The organism is Leptolyngbya sp. FACHB-671, from assembly GCF_014695745.1.
Taxonomy (GTDB): Bacteria; Cyanobacteriota; Cyanobacteriia; order Elainellales; family Elainellaceae; genus JAAUTN01.
Window position 1 is genome coordinate 172256 of the sequence record NZ_JACJOV010000164.1, and the last position, 17248, is coordinate 189503.

Annotated in this window: 16 protein-coding genes; 13 read left to right on the forward strand and 3 right to left on the reverse strand. The window is 47.8% G+C overall.

All coding sequences use genetic code 11. From position 1 onward, the window contains the following. Window positions 1-53 precede the first annotated feature (53 nt). Both katG and H6F93_RS31540 read right to left on the reverse strand, forming a co-directional pair. Complete coding sequence (katG, locus tag H6F93_RS31535; RefSeq protein WP_190689790.1) at window positions 54-2282, reverse strand: catalase/peroxidase HPI; 2229 nt, start codon at window positions 2280-2282, stop codon at window positions 54-56. 408 nt (window positions 2283-2690) lie between these two features. Continuing rightward, the gene (locus H6F93_RS31540) at window positions 2691-3254 is read right to left on the reverse strand and encodes a TetR/AcrR family transcriptional regulator (RefSeq protein ID WP_190689792.1); all 564 of its coding nucleotides are present in this window, start codon (window positions 3252-3254) and stop codon (window positions 2691-2693) included. A gap of 129 nt (window positions 3255-3383) precedes the next feature. On the opposite strand from H6F93_RS31540, the gene H6F93_RS31545 reads away from it, so the two are divergent. The 6 genes from H6F93_RS31545 to H6F93_RS31570 all read left to right on the forward strand — a co-directional run bounded on the left by H6F93_RS31545 (window position 3384) and on the right by H6F93_RS31570 (window position 8672). Next, window positions 3384-3983 (forward strand): glutathione S-transferase family protein, encoded by a 600-nt coding sequence (locus tag H6F93_RS31545; protein ID WP_190689794.1) that lies wholly within the window; start codon window positions 3384-3386, stop codon window positions 3981-3983. Between the two features lie 11 nt (window positions 3984-3994). Further along, on the forward strand, window positions 3995-4978 hold the full coding sequence (locus tag H6F93_RS31550) for a pyridoxamine 5'-phosphate oxidase family protein (protein ID WP_190689796.1): 984 nt from the start codon (window positions 3995-3997) through the stop codon (window positions 4976-4978). A 38-nt stretch (window positions 4979-5016) separates the two neighbouring features. Next, window positions 5017-5439, forward strand: a complete 423-nt coding sequence (locus tag H6F93_RS31555; RefSeq protein ID WP_190689798.1) for a nuclear transport factor 2 family protein — start codon at window positions 5017-5019, stop codon at window positions 5437-5439. A gap of 95 nt (window positions 5440-5534) precedes the next feature. Continuing rightward, a complete protein-coding gene (locus tag H6F93_RS31560) occupies window positions 5535-6032 on the forward strand; it encodes an MBL fold metallo-hydrolase (RefSeq protein ID WP_190689894.1) in 498 nt (165 codons plus the stop codon). A 204-nt stretch (window positions 6033-6236) separates the two neighbouring features. Then, the gene (bla, locus tag H6F93_RS31565; protein ID WP_190689800.1) at window positions 6237-7220 is read left to right on the forward strand and encodes a class A beta-lactamase; all 984 of its coding nucleotides are present in this window, start codon (window positions 6237-6239) and stop codon (window positions 7218-7220) included. Window positions 7221-7322: 102 nt separating this feature from the next. Next, window positions 7323-8672, forward strand: coding sequence for a cytochrome P450 (locus H6F93_RS31570; RefSeq protein ID WP_190689802.1), 1350 nt, complete (start codon window positions 7323-7325; stop codon window positions 8670-8672). 52 nt (window positions 8673-8724) lie between these two features. Here the strand turns inward: H6F93_RS31570 and H6F93_RS31575 are convergent, their stop codons facing one another. After that, window positions 8725-9366 carry a response regulator gene (locus H6F93_RS31575; RefSeq protein WP_190642335.1) on the reverse strand — a complete coding sequence of 214 codons (642 nt, stop codon included), beginning with the start codon at window positions 9364-9366 and terminating at the stop codon, window positions 8725-8727. An 802-nt stretch (window positions 9367-10168) separates the two neighbouring features. Here H6F93_RS31575 and H6F93_RS31580 point away from each other — a divergent pair. From H6F93_RS31580 to H6F93_RS31610, 7 genes are all read left to right on the forward strand, one after another. Then, on the forward strand, window positions 10169-10681 hold the full coding sequence (locus H6F93_RS31580) for a hypothetical protein (RefSeq protein WP_190689804.1): 513 nt from the start codon (window positions 10169-10171) through the stop codon (window positions 10679-10681). Window positions 10682-10784: 103 nt separating this feature from the next. After that, window positions 10785-11090, forward strand: coding sequence for a hypothetical protein (locus H6F93_RS31585; RefSeq protein ID WP_190642333.1), 306 nt, complete (start codon window positions 10785-10787; stop codon window positions 11088-11090). Window positions 11091-11767: 677 nt separating this feature from the next. Continuing rightward, on the forward strand, window positions 11768-12832 hold the full coding sequence (locus H6F93_RS31590; RefSeq protein WP_190689806.1) for a glycosyltransferase family 9 protein: 1065 nt from the start codon (window positions 11768-11770) through the stop codon (window positions 12830-12832). After that, entirely contained in the window at window positions 12822-13457 is a 636-nt protein-coding gene (locus H6F93_RS31595; RefSeq protein WP_190689809.1) for a glycosyltransferase family 9 protein, read from the forward strand. Before H6F93_RS31590 ends, H6F93_RS31595 begins: the two co-directional genes overlap by 11 nt. Before the next feature lie 8 nt (window positions 13458-13465). Next, window positions 13466-14473 (forward strand): glycosyltransferase family 4 protein, encoded by a 1008-nt coding sequence (locus H6F93_RS31600; RefSeq protein WP_190689811.1) that lies wholly within the window; start codon window positions 13466-13468, stop codon window positions 14471-14473. Window positions 14474-14493: 20 nt separating this feature from the next. After that, on the forward strand, window positions 14494-16440 hold the full coding sequence (locus H6F93_RS31605; RefSeq protein WP_199314239.1) for a glycosyltransferase: 1947 nt from the start codon (window positions 14494-14496) through the stop codon (window positions 16438-16440). A 33-nt stretch (window positions 16441-16473) separates the two neighbouring features. Beyond that, window positions 16474-17199: an SDR family oxidoreductase gene (locus H6F93_RS31610; protein ID WP_190689813.1), complete on the forward strand. Its 726-nt coding sequence runs from the start codon at window positions 16474-16476 to the stop codon at window positions 17197-17199. Window positions 17200-17248: the final 49 nt, after the last annotated feature.

Here is a 17248-nt window from a genome sequence, read left to right on the forward strand (position 1 = left end):
GCAGGTTAGCGTAGCCTCAACCTATAATCACTGATGACTGGCTGACGTTACGCTTAGAAACCTCTCGCAGAGCTTGTCGCTTGGACTGCGCGAAGATCATAACGGTCAAGGTTCATCACCTTGTCCCATGCCGCCACAAAGTCTTTCACAAACTTCTGCTGCGAGTCCACCGCTCCATAGACTTCTGCAAGGGCTCGGAGCTGGGAGTTTGAGCCGAAGATGAGGTCAACACGGGTAGCGGTCCACTTTTGTTCGCCGGTTTTGCGATCGCTCCCCTCAAACTCATATTCAGCTTCAGAGGTCGCCTTCCACGTGGTGCCCAGGTCGAGCAGATTGACGAAGAAGTCATTGGTCAGCGTCTCTGGTCGGTGGGTGAAGACGCCGTGCTTGTACCCGCCAAAGTTTGCGCCCAGGACGCGCAAGCCGCCCAGGAGAGCCGTCATCTGAGGGGCTGTTAAACTCAGCAACTGCGCCCGATCGACCAACAGCTCTTCGAGCGATTCGCTGTGTTTGCCGCTCGTGTAGTTGCGGAACCCGTCCGCAGTTGGCTCAAGCACCCCGAAGGACTCAACATCCGTTTTCTCTTGCAGCGCATCCGTGCGTCCCGGCTTAAAGGGAACTGTCACGTCGTGACCAGCGTTCTTTGCTGCTTGCTCAATGCCTGCGCAGCCGCCCAGAACGATCAGGTCAGCGATCGAAACCCGCTTCCCGCCAGACTGCGAGCTGTTGAACTCCTGTTGGATTCCTTCCAGGGCTTGCAGCACCGTTGCTAACTGGTCTGGCTGGTTGACTTCCCAATCCTTTTGCGGTGCGAGGCGAATATGTGCCCCATTCGCGCCACCGCGCATGTCGGAGCAGCGGAACGTTGAGGCCGACGCCCAAGCGGTTGAAACCAGTTGAGAGACAGACAGTCCCGAAGCAAGAATCTTGGCTTTGAGAGCGGCGATGTCCTGCTCATCAATTAAGTCATGATCGACTGCGGGAATGGGATCTTGCCACAAGAACTCTTCCTGAGGAACCTCTGGTCCGAGATAGCGCGATCGCGGTCCCATGTCGCGGTGAGTCAGCTTAAACCACGCCTTAGCAAACTGTTCTGCAAACTCATCTGGGTTGTCGCGATACCGCTGCGCAATCTGGTTGTAGATCGGGTCCATCTTCATGGACATGTCTGCCGTGGTCATCATGGGGGCGTGCCGTTTCGACGGATCGTGTGCGTCGGGCACCGTACCTGCACCCTCGTCGCCCTTGGGCTTCCATTGCCACGCACCAGCGGGGCTCTTTGTCAGTTCCCAGTCATATTTGAACAGGGTTTCGAGATAGCTGTTGTCCCACTGCGTCGGCGTGGGAGTCCATGCGCCTTCGATCCCGCTGGTGATCGCATCGACACCAACACCTGTGTTAAAGGCGTTCTTCCAGCCGAGTCCCTGATCGATGACGGTGGCACCCCCAGGATCAGGACCTACGTGCGTGGCTTCGCCTGCACCGTGACACTTGCCGAAAGTGTGTCCACCAGCGGTGAGCGCGACTGTCTCCTCGTCGTTCATCGCCATCCGACTAAAGGTCTCGCGAATATCACGCCCTGATCCGATCGGATCAGGCTCGCCGTCTGGCCCTTCTGGGTTCACATAGATCAATCCCATCTGAACGGCGGCGAGAGGATTCAGCAGCACGCGATCGCCTTCATAACGCTCATTGCCGAGCCAGGCTTTTTCAGAACCCCAGTAGATGTCTTCCTCTGGCTGCCAGACGTCTACGCGCCCGCCAGCAAAGCCTAACGTCTTGAAACCCATCGATTCCAGGGCGCAGTTGCCCGCGAAGATCATGAGGTCGGCCCACGAGATCTTCTTGCCGTATTTCTGCTTGACTGGCCAAAGCAACATGCGCGCCTTGTCGAGGTTGGCATTGTCAGGCCAACTGTTGAGGGGCTCAAACCGCTGGCTACCCGAGCCCGCGCCGCCGCGACCGTCGCCAGTACGATACGTACCGGCGCTGTGCCAAGCCATCCGGATGAAGAGCGGTCCGTAATGGCCGTAGTCGGCTGGCCACCAGTCCTGGGAGGTGGTCATCAGCTCATAGATATCTGCCCTCAGGGCAGCTAAGTCAAGACTCTTGAACTCCTCAGCATAGTTGAATTCCTCACCCATAGGATTTGCTTGGGGGGTGTGCTGGTGGAGGATACTCAGATTCAAATAATGCGGCCACCAGTCCCGGTTTGACGGCATATGACGAGGCTGAGATTTCTGACCGCCGCCCGTAAATGGGCATCCGCTTCCGCTGCTCATACTAATTTCCTATCAAAATGTGTGGGTGTTTTTCTGATGTACTGCGGGTATTGCAAACAAATAACACATGGACAATTATTGGGATAACACACAGACAATTATTGGGATAATCAATAAGCAATAAATCGAAGAGAAATATAATTAACGTTATGATTCGCAACAATGAGTTTTCGATTCGAAACAAACGATTATCCTAAATAGCCCAAGAGTGAGCCTGTACAAGCACCTGTACAAGCATAGGTATCCATAAGATGCAAAGCAGAGGGCGCGCTGTCGGGCTATCCCGTTTCATGTGGTTGACTGTAGGTCCCCTGCTTCAGTTCCACCTATCCTCACTAACCTATCACTAGGGCAGAGCGATCGCCTCACTCACCCTTTTGATCTTACCCATATTTAGAAACTTCAGGTTTACGCGGGTCGGCAAAGCGTTTCAGGTAGCTGTTGGATAATCCGTCGGAATGGAGCCGGGTCGTCTAGCCCCTGCGCTAAGATAAGTGCTCCTTGAACCAGGATGACCCCATCTTCTCCTCGTTGCCGAGCCAATGTCTCGTCCATTCCAGCATCAATTAGAACAGCAGCGATCGCCTCTATCCACACCTGCAGAAGCTTGCTGACTCTGCCCTGAAACATATCTTTGGCTGATCCCAACATCAAAGCTGCCAGCAAACAGGGCTTTTGTCCACTGTCATAGGCTTTGTTGAGGCGATCGCACATCTTTTGCAGTCGCGTCAGCGCATCTCCTTCAGTTTGCAGCGCTTCTAAAGTAAGTTGCTGTAGCCCTTGTTCTAGTGTCGTCAACACTGTTTCTACCATTTCATCTTTGCCGCCCGGAAAGTGGTGGTAAAGACTCGCCTTCCCTAGACCTGTAGATTGAGAAATTTTTGAAAGTGTTGCCCCGTCGTAGCCAAACTGCCGAAACAGGTCAAGCAGCTCTAACACATGATTTTGTTTAGATGTGGCTGATTTAGACATAGGTTTTGAAACTATAGGTTTTGAAACTACGGAAGAAGAGATTTTTAACCTTGTTGACAATTCTACCGAACGTTCGGTACAGTAACAACGTACCGAACGTTCGGTACATAAAATCAAAGGAAAATCAAAATGATTAAGCTCTATGGTCACGAACTATCTGGCAATAGCTACAAAGTCCAATTGTTTTTGTCTCTGCTAAATCTAGACTTTGAGTGGATTAAAGTCGATTTGATGAAAGCAGAACATAAGTCACCCGAGTACCTTGCCCTTAACCCCTTTGGACAGGTACCTATGCTGATTGATGGCGAGACCAAGCTTGCAGATGCACAAGCAATTTTGGTGTATTTGGCACGGCAATATGGTGGAGAAGAATGGCTCCCATTGGATGCATTACCCCTGGCGCAAGTGGTTCGTTGGCTTTCAACGACTGCGGGCGAAGTGCGCCAAGGTCCTGAGAATGCACGGCTCTATCATTTATTTAGGATAACGAATATTAACATTGAGCGAGCTACTCAAAAGGCAGAGTACATCTTAGCGCAACTCGATAAACATTTAAGCGATCGAACCTGGTTAGAATTTGAGCGTCCTACCATTGCTGATATTGCGGTTTTCCCCTACGTTGCTCTGGTTCGCGATGGCAAAATTGACCTCTCACCTTATCCTAATGTGTTGGCATGGATCGATCGCGTTAAACACTTGCCTCACTACATTCCAATGGCAGGAGTATAAGGAGGAAGATTATGGTTGCATCAGGTTGGTCACACTCTGAATCCCCTTTTCATGCCGGTGAACTAGCCATCCAGACCCGTCTGGGCGTGCAGGAGCGAATTGATAAGCAAGGGCGACGAGGCATTCGCAATTATCTTCCTGAACAGCATCGCCAGTTCTTTGCCCAACTTCCCTATCTAATTGTCGGAACAGTAGATACAGCAGGTAATCCTTGGGCTTCTATTTTGGTTGGGCAACCGGGATTCATCTCCTCACCGAGTGATCGCACTTTACAAGTCGCTGCTGCACCGCTCTTTGGCGATCCCCTAACAACTACACTTGCGAGTGGCATTGACATTGGTTTACTCGGGATTGAGTTGCATACTCGTCGCCGCAATCGGATGAATGGTACCGTCACCGCAGTTCGTTCTGAGGGCTTTGATGTGCAGGTAGGTCAAAGTTTCGGCAACTGCCCTCAATACATTCAGGCACGGATGTTTGAGCTAGAGGACCATGATGTGATGCCTAAACCCGTTTACTCAGTTGAAACCTTGGGAGAAGCGGAGCGGTCCATGATAGCGATCGCAGATACATTTTTTATCGCAACTGCCTATCAGTCTGACTCAGCCGGGTCAGCATCAGGAGTAGATGTTTCCCATCGAGGCGGCAAACCAGGTTTTGTGCGAATCGACGATGATAAAACACTCACCATTCCCGACTTTTCTGGCAATCACCAATTCAACACCTTTGGCAACCTAGAGTTGAATCCTCGTGCAGGACTGTTGTTCATCGACTTTGAGCGAGGAAACTTACTTTATCTCACTGGCAGTGCCCAAGTGATTTGGGAGGGAGCTGAAATCAGGGCTTACCCTGGAGCAGAGCGACTGCTGCGCTTCCAGCTTGAGAAGGGTTATCGAGTGGAGGGTAGCCTTCCCTTACTCTGGTCAGAGCCAAAGTTCTCACCTTTCTTAGCTCAAACCAGTTCATGGCAATCCCTCAGCCCTCGCTCACTCTGAATCAAAATAATTCACTTTCTACGCAGGAACCTAACGCTATGGAAATCAAGCTACCCCTTCCCCCCTTTACGCTAGAAACCGCAAAAGCCAAAGTTCAAGCGGCTGAAGATGCTTGGAATACGCGTAATCCAGAGCGAGTTGCCCTAGCATATACCGAAGATTCCGAGTGGCGAAATCGAGCAGAGTTTTTGCATGGACGAACCGCGATCAAAGAATTTCTCAAGCGCAAATGGGCAAAAGAGCTAGACTACCGCTTGAAAAAAGAACTTTGGTGCTTCATGGATAATCGCATCGCTGTGCGCTTTGAATATGAGTGGCATGATGATTCTGGCTTTTGGTACCGCGCTTACGGCAATGAAAACTGGGAGTTTGCCGAAAACGGTTTAATGATGCGACGATTTGCCAGCATTAACGACGTACCTATTCAAGAGTCCGAACGCAAATTTCGCTGGGAGCGGTAATTAGGAAGTCAGTAAAAAAGTTAAATTTTGCTTTGCTCAACTCATGTTGAAGCGGTTTGCAGCCTTTTGAGACGTTAAATGAGTACGGGCAACTCATGTTTCCGGTTGCCACTGTTTATGTTTGCAAGCCTGATGTTGATTTATGGCTTGATCCCACGAATGTAGAGCGATCGCATCTCGATCGCAGATATTTCGGTGAAGCAGTTCAGACGATTACACCCTATCTCAATGCAGGTAAGCTTGAAACGTTTTCTGGTGAGACAGCCATCTTACCAGGCATCACCGCACTTCCTACACCGGGGCACACACCGGGACACAGCTTTTATGCCGTTGAAAGTGGGGGCAAGAGTATCGAGTTTTACGGTGATATTGTTCACTTTGCTTCGCTTCAATTTGCAAATCCTGAAATTACTGTTGTTTACGATGTCGATGCCAATGCCGCAGCGGAACAACGAGCGACACAGTTTGCCCGTTTAGAAGCATCACGTCGCTTGGTTGCAACTGCACATTTACCGTTTCCAGGAATAGGGCATATCTGTGCAGAAGACGAGGGTTATACCTGGATTCCTGTAGATTATCGCTGGCGCGATTAATAAGCGTGAATACTGAAATCCTGTTCCCGTCTTTGAGGCTTGGGGCGACACAGAAAATTTGAGTCGATATGGCATTTATGCAATAGCCCGAACACCTGATGCAATCACAAAGATTGGTTAATAACAAAATTCAGGAGAACCGTTTCCGAAATTTTAGGAATAGTGCGTGTAGTCCTAGCTGCTCCCAACTCCAGGTTAAAGTTTATGATTCAAGGGATTAAAAAAGCTTGGCTTCGCCCATTTTGCTTGTTTTTGCTGACTGTTTTACTCACTTTCGGTTGTACAAGTATTAACTCTAATAATAGGGAAGCGACCTCAAGCAGTCAAACTCGTACGCCAAGCGAAATTACAACATCCAACACCGATCGCAACAACCAATTACGCGATCGCATTGAACAAATCTCTCAGGTTGCTCAAGGGCGGGTTGGGGCAACAGCCACCGTACTGGAAACCGAAGAGTCAGCATCTCTGAATGGAGGTCAACAATTTCCAATGCAGAGCGTTTACAAGTTTCCGATCGCGATGGCAGTTCTGGCTCAAGTCGATCAAGGAAATCTGGAGCTGAACCAAAAAATTCGGATTGAAGCAAGCGATATCGTTCAAGATAGTCAAATTCTAGAGGAGAATTCCCAAGGAAGGGAATTCCGTTTAGCTGAATTGTTACAGTACATGGTTTCTGAAAGTGATAGTACGGCTTGTGATGTCCTATTACGACTCATCGGTGGACCACAGCGTGTCATGGAGTATTTAAGCCGTCTTGGCGTAAATGATATCGTTGTAGCGAACACAGAGAACGAGATTCAGTTCGAGCAAGATCCAACATTGCAATATCGTAACTATGCAACGCCGGATGCAGCCGTTAATTTATTACGTGCTTTCCATGAAGGGCGAGGGCTTTCAGACTCCAGTCAGGACTCATTGCAACAATGGATGATAGAGACCTCGACAGGTCCAAACCGTATTAAGGGACTATTGCCTGAGGGAACAGTTGTAGCGCATAAAACAGGGACTTCAGCTACTGTTGATGGAGTGACGGCTGCAACTAACGATGTGGGGCTCGTAACGCTTCCAAATGGGCAACATTTGGCGATCGCCGTCTTCGTTTCAGATTCTAGAGCAAGCGATACAATCCGTGAGGAGGTCATTGCAAAAGTGGCAAAGGCAGCCTGGGATGAATGGAGTCAATAGCCTTTCTCTAGCGTTTGCAAATTTCGCTCAGTTGCGATGGCAACCATTCATACTAATAGCAATTCTCTAAACTTGGACTACACAAGAGTAGAGCCTAACGTTATGACTCCAAAAAACAACCTTCCTGCTGGTCCACAAGCCCCTCGCTGGCTGCAAAAAATCCAGTACACACGGGATTCGATCGCTTATATGGAAGTTGCTGCACAACGTTACGGAGAAATTTTTAATGCTCCTGTTATTGGCAATCACCCAGTTGTGTTGTTTGTCAGCAATCCCCAAGCGATCCAGCAAATTTTCTTCAATGACACAAAGCAGCTTGTTACTCCACCGAATCAACTACTACAACCGCTGCTTGGAGACCACTCCCTTTTTGCCCTGGAAGGTTCTCGCCACCGTCGGGAACGTCGGTTGTTGATGCCTCCATTTCATGGCGAACGGATGCGAACCTATGGAGAATTGATTTGTGAATTGGCTGATAAAGCAATGAGTTCGCTATCAATCGATACTCAGTTTTCTGCTCGTCAGTTAGCGCAAGAAATCTCTTTAGCCGTGATTCTTAAGGTCGTTTTTGGAATTGAGCAAGAGGAACGACTTCACCGTTTAAAGTCACTCATTATTCAGTTCACAGATTCACTACAGTCTCCTTTTATTGGCGGTTTGCTGTTTTTTCCGTCCCTGCAAAAGGATTGGGGAATACAAAGCCCTTGGGGCTATTTGAAGCATCTGAAACGGCAGATTGGAGAACTCATCTATGCTGAAATTTCCAATCGTCGCAACCAGCATCAGATGGGCTCGGACATTCTGAGTTTATTGATGTCAGCCCGTGATGAGGCGGGTGAACCCATGAGTGATGCCCAATTGCATGATGAGTTATTGACACTGCTGTTAGCGGGTTATGAAACCACTGCAAGTGCGATCGCCTGGGCACTGTACTGGATTCATCGTTACCCCGAAGTTAGCGAAAAGTTACTTGTAGAACTAAATCAGCTAGGAAAAGCTCCAGATCCAATAGCTGTTGCCCAGTTGCCGTATCTTACTGCTGTTTGTAATGAGTCTCTACGTCTTTTTCCCGTTGCAACGCTTACCTTTCCTAGGGAGGTCAAAGGTCCTGTAGAACTGATGGGTTATCAACTAGAACCTGGGACGAGGCTGTACGGTTGCATTTATCTAACTCATCAGCGCCCAGATCTTTATCCAAATCCTAAGTTGTTTAAGCCAGAGCGCTTTTTAGAACGGCAGTTTTCTCCTTACGAATTTTTGCCATTTGGGGGTGGTGCGCGCCGTTGCATTGGGGAAGCATTAGCCCAATTTGAGATGAAATTAGTCGTCGCAACCCTGATCTCTCATTATCGATTAGCACTGACAGATCAATCTCCTGAATATCCTCAGCGCCGAGGGGTTACGTTTACTCCAGCTAGAGGGGTACAGATGATTCTGAAGGAACGGATCTAAGCATCGCTCGTCCCAGTAATCGTGAATCGAAAGCAGGTTCAGAATGATATTCTTACAGACTGGCAATTCCTCGTCTCAAAGCAATAATGGTTGCTTGGGTACGGTCTTTAACTCCTAATTTGCTTAAAATTCGATTAATGTTTGATTTGACGGTGCTTTCAGTAATACTTAGAGCAGCACTGATTTCTAGATTGCTCATACCTTGTGCCACCAATCGAAGAACTTCCAATTCGCGATCGGTTAACTCTGGATTGTTCATGCGCTGCACTAATTTAGCGCCAACGTGAGGTGGAATATACTGCTGCCCACTATGCACAGTGCGAATCGCAGTTCGCAGTTCGTTAGGCTTACTGTCTTTCAGCAGATAGCCCTTTGAGCCTGCCTGTAAACCTCGATAAATATCTTCGTCTCCGTCATAGGTTGTCAACACAATGATACGAGCCGTGTTGAATTCAGCACGAATTGCAGTAATGGCTTCAACCCCTCCCATCTGAGGCATTCGTAAGTCCATTAAAGTCACATCTGGCTGTTCCTGACGAAACAACTGGACTGCCTCAATACCATCCTTTGCATGACCAATTACAGCCATGTCTGATTCTTCATTAATGAGGGCTGCTAATCCTTGCTGGACGATGGGATGGTCATCTACAATCAGAATACGAATCACACTTGAAATGACGTTTGATTGGTTCATGGCTGTCTGTCCCGATTCACAATTACAATTTCTGCGCCTTGAGTGAGCCAAGTGTGATAATTAGCTCAACTCCAACCGATCGCCACTGTGATAACTGCGTGTCTAGTTCACGCAGTAGTTATTACACTAATTTGGCAAAGCGTGGGCGATCGCAAGGAACATTACACTGGAATTGATCAAAACATCTCAAACCTGATTAAGGTAACACACCACTGAGTTGTATCACAAATAGCTATTGAGAACATCAGTGCATTAGGTCCTGCCTAGTGCTATTCAGATCACAGGGTGATTTCAAATACAGAAGTTTTCACCAATATGAACTTAAGTTTGAATATGAACCTGAACTTAAGTTTGATGTAACTCTAATACTTCAGATTACCTAATGACTGATCGTTTTGTTGTCTTAATCATAGACTTTGAACTGGCGACAGATTTGAGTTAATCCCCTAAATTAAAGGTATTCCTCACCAGAGTTGATACCGAAGTATGAATTACACAGTGATGAATTACACAGTGGAGTAAAAATTGCTTTGGCATAGTGCATCAATGACATTTTATCCACTGGCTACTGCAACTCGGTTGACCCGCCATTATGGATGAGGGAGATAGCGCTGAAAGAGGCTGTCATTTGCGATACACAAAACATTTAACATCTACTTGCAAAATTCTCAATGTTTTATATCATCTATCACTGTTGGCAAAGAAACCCCTAGCACGATTGACATTCACTCATAAGAACCAGTTAGGTTTCACATCGTCTATTTTCTAAATCCGAAACCTCTGAAAGACAGAGAGCAGAATTATGTACCAGGTTTCATCTTCTAATTGTGCTCAATTGCACCCTATTGCCTCTCACAAACGCAACCGTAATAGAGGCGTGGTGCTATCTGAGCAGGGATGGCAGAAATTGGCTCAGGCTAATGTTCTCCATGATGAGTTAGGCAATCGCTACACTTACGAAAGGCTCAGTGAGCGATCGCTCCTTAATGAACGCACCGTCAGCCGCATTCTCAGTTGTGAAGTTAAGGTAGACAAGCGAACCCTGAAAACCTTCTTTGCAGCGTTTCGCTTACGGCTTGATGAAGCTGATTATGTAGCCGCTGAGCGTCGTTCAGTAGAGCAGCTCACCACAAAACTTTCACTCTGTTCAGATTTGCCACATACTCCTGCTTATCCTATTGAGGCAAATTTGTCTCATCAGGAGCTCATTGAGTTATATCAACGGTTAGTGCAGGATTTGAGATACCTTTCTCAATTACTCAATTTAGATGAGGCGGGCAGAAGCATTCAATTGCACTCAACTGAACTTAATTAGCTAAGCGGTCTAAGTTCAAGTCAACTGGAATTTTATACCGCTGATTGTTTATCTACAGGTTCGCTGATCGATCAAATTTCTCAAAGATGAAGGAGAGTTCATTATGAAACGAGTATTAGCTGCTACGGCATCGGCAATTTTGTTGACAGCAAGTTTCTCAACAGCTGCATTCGCCAACGAAACGACTCCAAATGACATTTTTAATCTCGCTCGTAACGGTTATTTTGAGGAAGAGGGAATCCCTAGTCACGGTAGTCTAATTCATGCTTACAGGTTTGGTAATGTAACCGCTCAAGACCTGGTCAATGCAGCGATCGCGCAGAATCGTCTATCTCCTGAGACCATGGAGGATGAGCACTTTATCCGTGCAATCGACCAATACTTATTGGATAACGCAAATAGAAATTAGGCTACTGGGTTAAGGAAGTAGAGTGATGCCAAAAGCCTGGGCAAATAATGCTTACTTGGAATCGCGCCAAGCAGCTTGACCCAGGTTTACTGCAATATATATTTCGGCATTGCACAAATTGAGAATGATTCGGAAATTTATAACATTCGGATCGCCCCTGTCGGGGCACGGCAATGCCGTGCCCCGACAAAAGTCGTTCGTCAAATGTGCAACGCCTATATTTCTATATCAAGAGTAGCTGCTTCTCTATCAAACAGAGATCAGTCTATCTCCAGTTCTCGTTATGCTGCTTCAGTCATGAATCCAGCCAAGTAATGTTCAACCTGTTTAATTAAACATAAATCTCGTGGGAGAGATCCCACTGTTGAACCTTTATGAAATCGAGGTTCTGTGAGCAGACCCGTTCCTACAGCGTTGTGAAGGCTGATTTAGGAAGGCTAGATGTGAAAGTTTTGTCAGTTAACCAAATAAATCTCTATACAAAGGAAGAGGTCTTAACTATAGTTTCTGTATGTTCTTTGCTCAAGCAAGTGTAATTGTGCAATTGCACAACTGATTAGAATTACGTCTGATGTTTCCTTGGTCAAGTGACCGATGAATTTCTAGAAGTCGCTTCGTACCATTCTTTCTAGTACATATCTCAAAGTGACTGAGGAATGGGTTGCAAAAGCGAAGTGATGAACCATTCAGAATTAAAAATTTGTAATTTACAGCCTCAGCGGATTGTAGTGGTGCGATCGCTACCTGGATTGGGCGACCTGCTGTGTGCTATTCCAGCATTCCGGGCATTGCGAGCGGCATTGCCACAGGCACACATTACACTCGTTGGGTTGCCTTTGGCACAAAGTTTTGTGCAGCGGTTCAGTCATTATCTGGATGAGTGGCTGGAGTTTCCGGGCTATCCTGGCATTCCAGAAGTAACACTATCGCCCCAACGTCTCACTTCGTTTCTTACTGAGGTTCAACAGACACGTTTTGATTTAGCACTGCAAATGCACGGTAGCGGCATTTATACGAATCCTTTTACCGTCTTGTTAGGCGCACAGGTAAGTGCAGGTTTTTTTATCCCTGGACAGTATCGTCCTGATCCTGAGTATTTTCTCCCTTATCCAGAAGGTGAACCAGAAATCAGGAGAAACTTACAGTTAATCACAGCGTTGGGGATTCCAGCGCAGGGAGAGGAGTTGGAGTTTCCGATTTGGGAGTCAGACTGGCAGGACTTTTGGGCGATCGCCACTACTCACGATTTGCAGCCTGGAAGTTACATTTGCATTCATCCTGGCGCTAGCATCAGCAGTCGCCGCTGGGAACCCGCTCAGTTTGCCACTGTTGCCGATGCTCTGGCGGCTCAAGGCTTTCAAATTGTCCTCACTGGGACAGCCGCAGAAGTGGAATTGACTCAAGCTGTCGCCACTGCAATGAACTCACCGTGTGTTGATTTGGCTGGCAAAACCAGTTTAGGGGCGATCGCCGCTCTGCTCAAACAGGCTCAACTCTTGATTTGCAACGACACTGGTATTTCTCACCTTGCCGCTGCCCTCCAGGTCAAAAGTGTAGTCATCTTCTCCGCCTCTGACCCCAACCGCTGGGCACCTCTAAATCGTCACCTTCACCGCATCGTTATCAGCCCCCGATACGCCAATCCTGACTTCTCTTCTTATCCTTCATCCCTTATCCTTCATCCTTCTACTATCCTCTCCCACGCAAATGACTTACTCAAAGAGCTAGCCTATGCTCCCTGACTTCTGGCAAACGGTGCATCGTCTCGTAGTGATTTGTTTAGATGACTTAAATACAGTGATGCAGCTACAGTTGGCACTGCAAGCCTTGCGCTCGGCACTACCACAGGCTCATATCACACTCTTGACAGCTTATTCCGACGATCAACTGCTTTCACTGTCCCCCTGGACTAATCAAACTTTAATGCATTCTACCGACGGCTGGAAAACCTTAGAATCAGAGGCTTCTGCCTTTGGAGAAGTGAGTATCACCTTTGCAAAACAAAATTCAAATGGATTCAGTGATGTAGTGAATTTGATCAGGGTGATTAGAGCGCAGCAGTTCGATGCTGCCATTATTTTTACGGGTGAAGGGCGATCGCCTTACGCGCTAGCCTACATCTGCTACCTGGCGGGAGTCACCATTCGAATAGGCCAGTCTCAAGAGTTTGGTGGAAGTATTCTATCTCATTATGTCAAGCCGCCCAGCAGCAATATTCATCCGCAAGAACGTCACTTGTTTTTACTCAAAGCAGCCGGATTTGAGCTTGAGGAATTAACCCATGAGAGAAATTCAGAGCCTTACAAGGTGAGTACTGCTTACCCCACTCTTGTTCATTCCATTCCTTCCACTTTGCAATCACCGTAGGAGAGCCAATGCAGCCATTACGGATTTTGACCTGGCACGTTCACGGTAGTTACCTGTATTACCTAACTCAGGTGCCTCACCAGTTTTACTTACCGATTAAACCTGGCAAACCCGAAGGCTACGGTGGACGTTTGCAGAACTTTTCCTGGACGGATAATGTTCACGACATTCCGGCAGAAGAAGTAAGAAATCAGGAATTTGACTGTATCTTATTTCAGTCTCGCCGCAACTATTTACAGGATCAGCATGAAATCTTGTCGGAGGCACAGCGTCGATTGCCTCGTGTGTATTTAGAGCACGATCCACCGAGAGAACATCCGACCGATACTCGCCATGTGGTTGACGACCCAAATGCGTTAGTTGTTCATGTAACTCACTTTAATAACTTGATGTGGGACAACGGCAACAGTCCTACTTGTGTGGTAGAGCATGGTGTGATGGTGCCCGAAGGCGATCGCCACACTGGAGAACTAGCAAAGGGTTTAGTCGTCGCAAACGGACTGCGAACTCGCGGACGACGGTTAGGGTTAGATATTTTTGAGCAAGTGCGCGATCGCATTCCTCTGGACTTGGTGGGAATGGACGCTCAATCATTAGATGGGCTAGGAGAAATACCCCACGCGCAGCTTCCAGCATTTCAGTCACGCTATCGGTTTTTCTTCCATCCAGTGCGCTACACCAGTTTGGGATTAGCGGTCTGTGAAGCGATGATGGTGGGTTTGCCGATCGTGGGATTAGCAACCACTGAACTCGCTACTGTAGTTGAAAACGATGTTTCTGGCTATGTGGATACCAATCTTGAGCAGTTAGTGAACCGCATGAAAGAACTGCTGCATGATCCAACAAAAGCCCGTCGTTTAGGGGAAGGGGCGCGAGAAGTGGCGATCGCCCGATTCAATATCAACCGCTTTATTCAGGACTGGTGTGAGGTTTTTGAACGTGCGGTTGATCAGTCTTCTACCGTTCATGGGGCAACTTCTACCCGACAATCTATCAGTCAATCTATCACTGTTTAAACAAAACCCCCTTTAAACTCATGATGACTAAGCGAATTGCCTTGATTAGTGAACATGCTACGCCGCTGGGTATCTTTGGCGGAGTTGATAGCGGCGGACAAAACGTATATGTGGGACAGCTAGCTAAAAACTTGGCGGCGATCGGCTACGACGTAGATGTGTTTACTCGGCGAGACAACGAACAGCTTCCCGAAGTCGTGGAATGGCTCAACGGGGTGCGAGTCATTCACGTTCCGGCAGGTTCGCCAACCTGCTTACCCAAGGAAGATCTGTTGCCACACATGAGTGAGTTTACTCACTTTATGCTGAATTGGTGTACTCATCATCGTCTGAGTTATGATTTAATTCACGCAAACTTCTGGATGTCGGCATTGGTTGCTGCCGACATCAAGCGAGCCTTGGGAATTCCGTTTATTGTCACGTTTCATGCCCTTGGTAGAGTTCGTCGGCTTTATCAGGGCAAGGACGATCAGTTTCCTGATGAGCGATTCACGATTGAAGATCGAGTCGTGAGGGAAGCTGATCATATCATTGCTGAGTGCCCTCAAGATCGAGAGGATTTACTACAGCTTTATCATGCCGACCCATCGCGGATTAGCGTTATTCCCTGCGGGTTTGACACTACTGAATTTTGGGCAATTAACAAAGTTCGTGCCCGTCTCACCTTGGGTTTACCTCCAGATGAACCGCTGATCTTACAACTCGGGCGAATGGTGCCCCGCAAAGGTGTAGACACGGTCATTCGGGGATTTGCTCAGTTGTTGAAACAGCGTCACCTGAAAGCAAGATTGCTGATTGTGGGTGGAGAAGCCGAAACTCCCGATCCTCAGATCACGCCCGAAATCGGACGGCTTCAGGCGATCGCCCATGAACTCGATATTGGATCTCAACTCACCTTTGTCGGACGGCGGGGTCGAGATGTGTTGAAATATTATTACAGTGCGGCCGATGTATTTGTCACTACACCCTGGTACGAGCCATTCGGCATTACCCCCATCGAAGCAATGGCTTGTGGAACCCCTGTAATCGGCTCAAACGTAGGTGGCATTAAGTTCACCGTTAAAGATGGTGAAACAGGTTATCTCGTTCCGCCTAAAGATCCAGAGGCGATCGCCACTCACCTTGCTCGCTTGTTAGAAAACTCTCAGTTACGGAGTTTGTTTGGAAGACAGGCAACCCGTCGAGCGCAAGAGCATTTTACCTGGCAAAAAGTCACCAGTGCTGTCGCGGCTCTGTATGAAGAAGTCTTGGTTGGCAGAGGCAGCACCACCACAGAAGTGAATCAGTTTGCCATTTTGGATCGCGCCTTTGAGTCTGCGATGGTGGCAGTAGAGCGATCGCAGCGGTTATTGCGTCCTTCTATTCAAGCTGCCTCCCAAGCCATGAGTACCTGTTTTTCACGAGGTGGCAAACTGTTGATTTGCGGCAATGGTGGCAGTGCAGCCGATGCTCAACACTTTGCGGCTGAGCTAGTCGGTCGGTTCTGTTGTCCCCATCGGGCAGGATTACCCGCAATGGCTCTCAGTGCGGACAGCGCCTTTATCACCGCCTGGTCAAATGATGTGAATTACGAAGACATCTTTGCCCGACAGGTTGAAACCTTCGCCCAGCCCAATGATGTATTAGTTGGAATTAGTACCAGCGGTCGCTCTAAAAATGTGATAGCAGCATTTAAAGCAGCTCAGCGGCATAATCTTACTACAATCGCCTTACTGGGTGGAGAAGGTGGAGAGCTGCGATCGCAAGCCGATATTGCAATTGTTGTTCCTGCAAATGAAACTCAGCGCATTCAAGAAGTGCAGCTTTTAGTCATTCACCTACTTTGTGAACTGGTTGAAGCCCAGCTACTCACCCCCCAAGAGCCGGACACTAATGAGCGATTAGGTAGTTGGGAACTGGGTGTATTTGAAGCAGCAGGACAGCGAGAACGGGGAATGGGTGAGAAATCTCCTCTATCGGCTAAGTAATTAAATCAGTAATTGAATCAACAGGAGACACAAATGGAAGCATTGACCGGAAAAGTCACATTAGTAACGGGTGGTGGACGTGGTTTGGGAGCTTCAATCTGCCATACCTTGGCTGAAGCAGAGGCAGTTATTGTTGTCGCTGACATTCAGTTTGACCTGGCTGAACAAGTCGCAAAAGAGCTTCAGAGTAAAGGATTTGAGGCGATCGCCTTACCCCTTGACATTACTCAAGACCAGCAAGCCGAAGCCGTTGTGCAGAAGGTGATCGACCAATGTGGCAAGATCGACATCCTCATCAACAATGCCGGAACTGATGTCACCTTACCGATTGAAGAACTTACAGTTGCAGACTGGGATCGGGTAATCAGCGTCAACCTGCGCGGCCCATTCCTACTCTCAAAGCTAGTTCTACCTCTAATGAAGCAGCAAGGAAGCGGACACATTGTTAATATTGCCTCAACTGCTTCAAAGCGAGTTTGGGCAAATGCTTCTGCCTACCATGCCAGCAAGTGGGGTTTGTTAGGATTTAGTCACGCTCTGCATGTTGAGGCGCGATCGCACCAGGTTAAAGTGACTGCTGTAGTTGCAGGTGGGATGCAAACCCCCTTCATTCTTGATCGCTTTCCCGATACACCTTTAGATAAACTGCAAGATCCCAAACACGTCGCCAATACCATTCGCTTTTTGCTGACTCAGCCAGCAGAGACAGTAATTCCAGAAGTAATGGTATTGCCGATGCAAGAATCGTCTTGGCCATAAATTAGAGGAATATTTTTGAACGTGAACTTTTATTCTATGTGAGCTATTG

Bases quoted from the DNA above. Each gene is read 5' to 3' on its own strand.
- H6F93_RS31560 (WP_190689894.1), top strand. From the start codon at position 5,535: ATGTTTCCGGTTGCCACTGTTTATGTTTGCAAGCCTGATGTTGATTTA.
- H6F93_RS31575 (WP_190642335.1), bottom strand. From the start codon at position 9,366: ATGAACCAATCAAACGTCATTTCAAGTGTGATTCGTATTCTGATTGTA.
- H6F93_RS31580 (WP_190689804.1), top strand. From the start codon at position 10,169: ATGTACCAGGTTTCATCTTCTAATTGTGCTCAATTGCACCCTATTGCC.
- H6F93_RS31590 (WP_190689806.1), top strand. From the start codon at position 11,768: ATGAACCATTCAGAATTAAAAATTTGTAATTTACAGCCTCAGCGGATT.
- bla (WP_190689800.1), top strand. From the start codon at position 6,237: ATGATTCAAGGGATTAAAAAAGCTTGGCTTCGCCCATTTTGCTTGTTT.
- H6F93_RS31595 (WP_190689809.1), top strand. From the start codon at position 12,822: ATGCTCCCTGACTTCTGGCAAACGGTGCATCGTCTCGTAGTGATTTGT.
- H6F93_RS31600 (WP_190689811.1), top strand. From the start codon at position 13,466: ATGCAGCCATTACGGATTTTGACCTGGCACGTTCACGGTAGTTACCTG.
- H6F93_RS31570 (WP_190689802.1), top strand. From the start codon at position 7,323: ATGACTCCAAAAAACAACCTTCCTGCTGGTCCACAAGCCCCTCGCTGG.
- H6F93_RS31540 (WP_190689792.1), bottom strand. From the start codon at position 3,254: ATGTCTAAATCAGCCACATCTAAACAAAATCATGTGTTAGAGCTGCTT.
- H6F93_RS31585 (WP_190642333.1), top strand. From the start codon at position 10,785: ATGAAACGAGTATTAGCTGCTACGGCATCGGCAATTTTGTTGACAGCA.
- H6F93_RS31545 (WP_190689794.1), top strand. From the start codon at position 3,384: ATGATTAAGCTCTATGGTCACGAACTATCTGGCAATAGCTACAAAGTC.
- katG (WP_190689790.1), bottom strand. From the start codon at position 2,282: ATGAGCAGCGGAAGCGGATGCCCATTTACGGGCGGCGGTCAGAAATCT.
- H6F93_RS31550 (WP_190689796.1), top strand. From the start codon at position 3,995: ATGGTTGCATCAGGTTGGTCACACTCTGAATCCCCTTTTCATGCCGGT.
- H6F93_RS31605 (WP_199314239.1), top strand. From the start codon at position 14,494: ATGATGACTAAGCGAATTGCCTTGATTAGTGAACATGCTACGCCGCTG.
- H6F93_RS31610 (WP_190689813.1), top strand. From the start codon at position 16,474: ATGGAAGCATTGACCGGAAAAGTCACATTAGTAACGGGTGGTGGACGT.
- H6F93_RS31555 (WP_190689798.1), top strand. From the start codon at position 5,017: ATGGAAATCAAGCTACCCCTTCCCCCCTTTACGCTAGAAACCGCAAAA.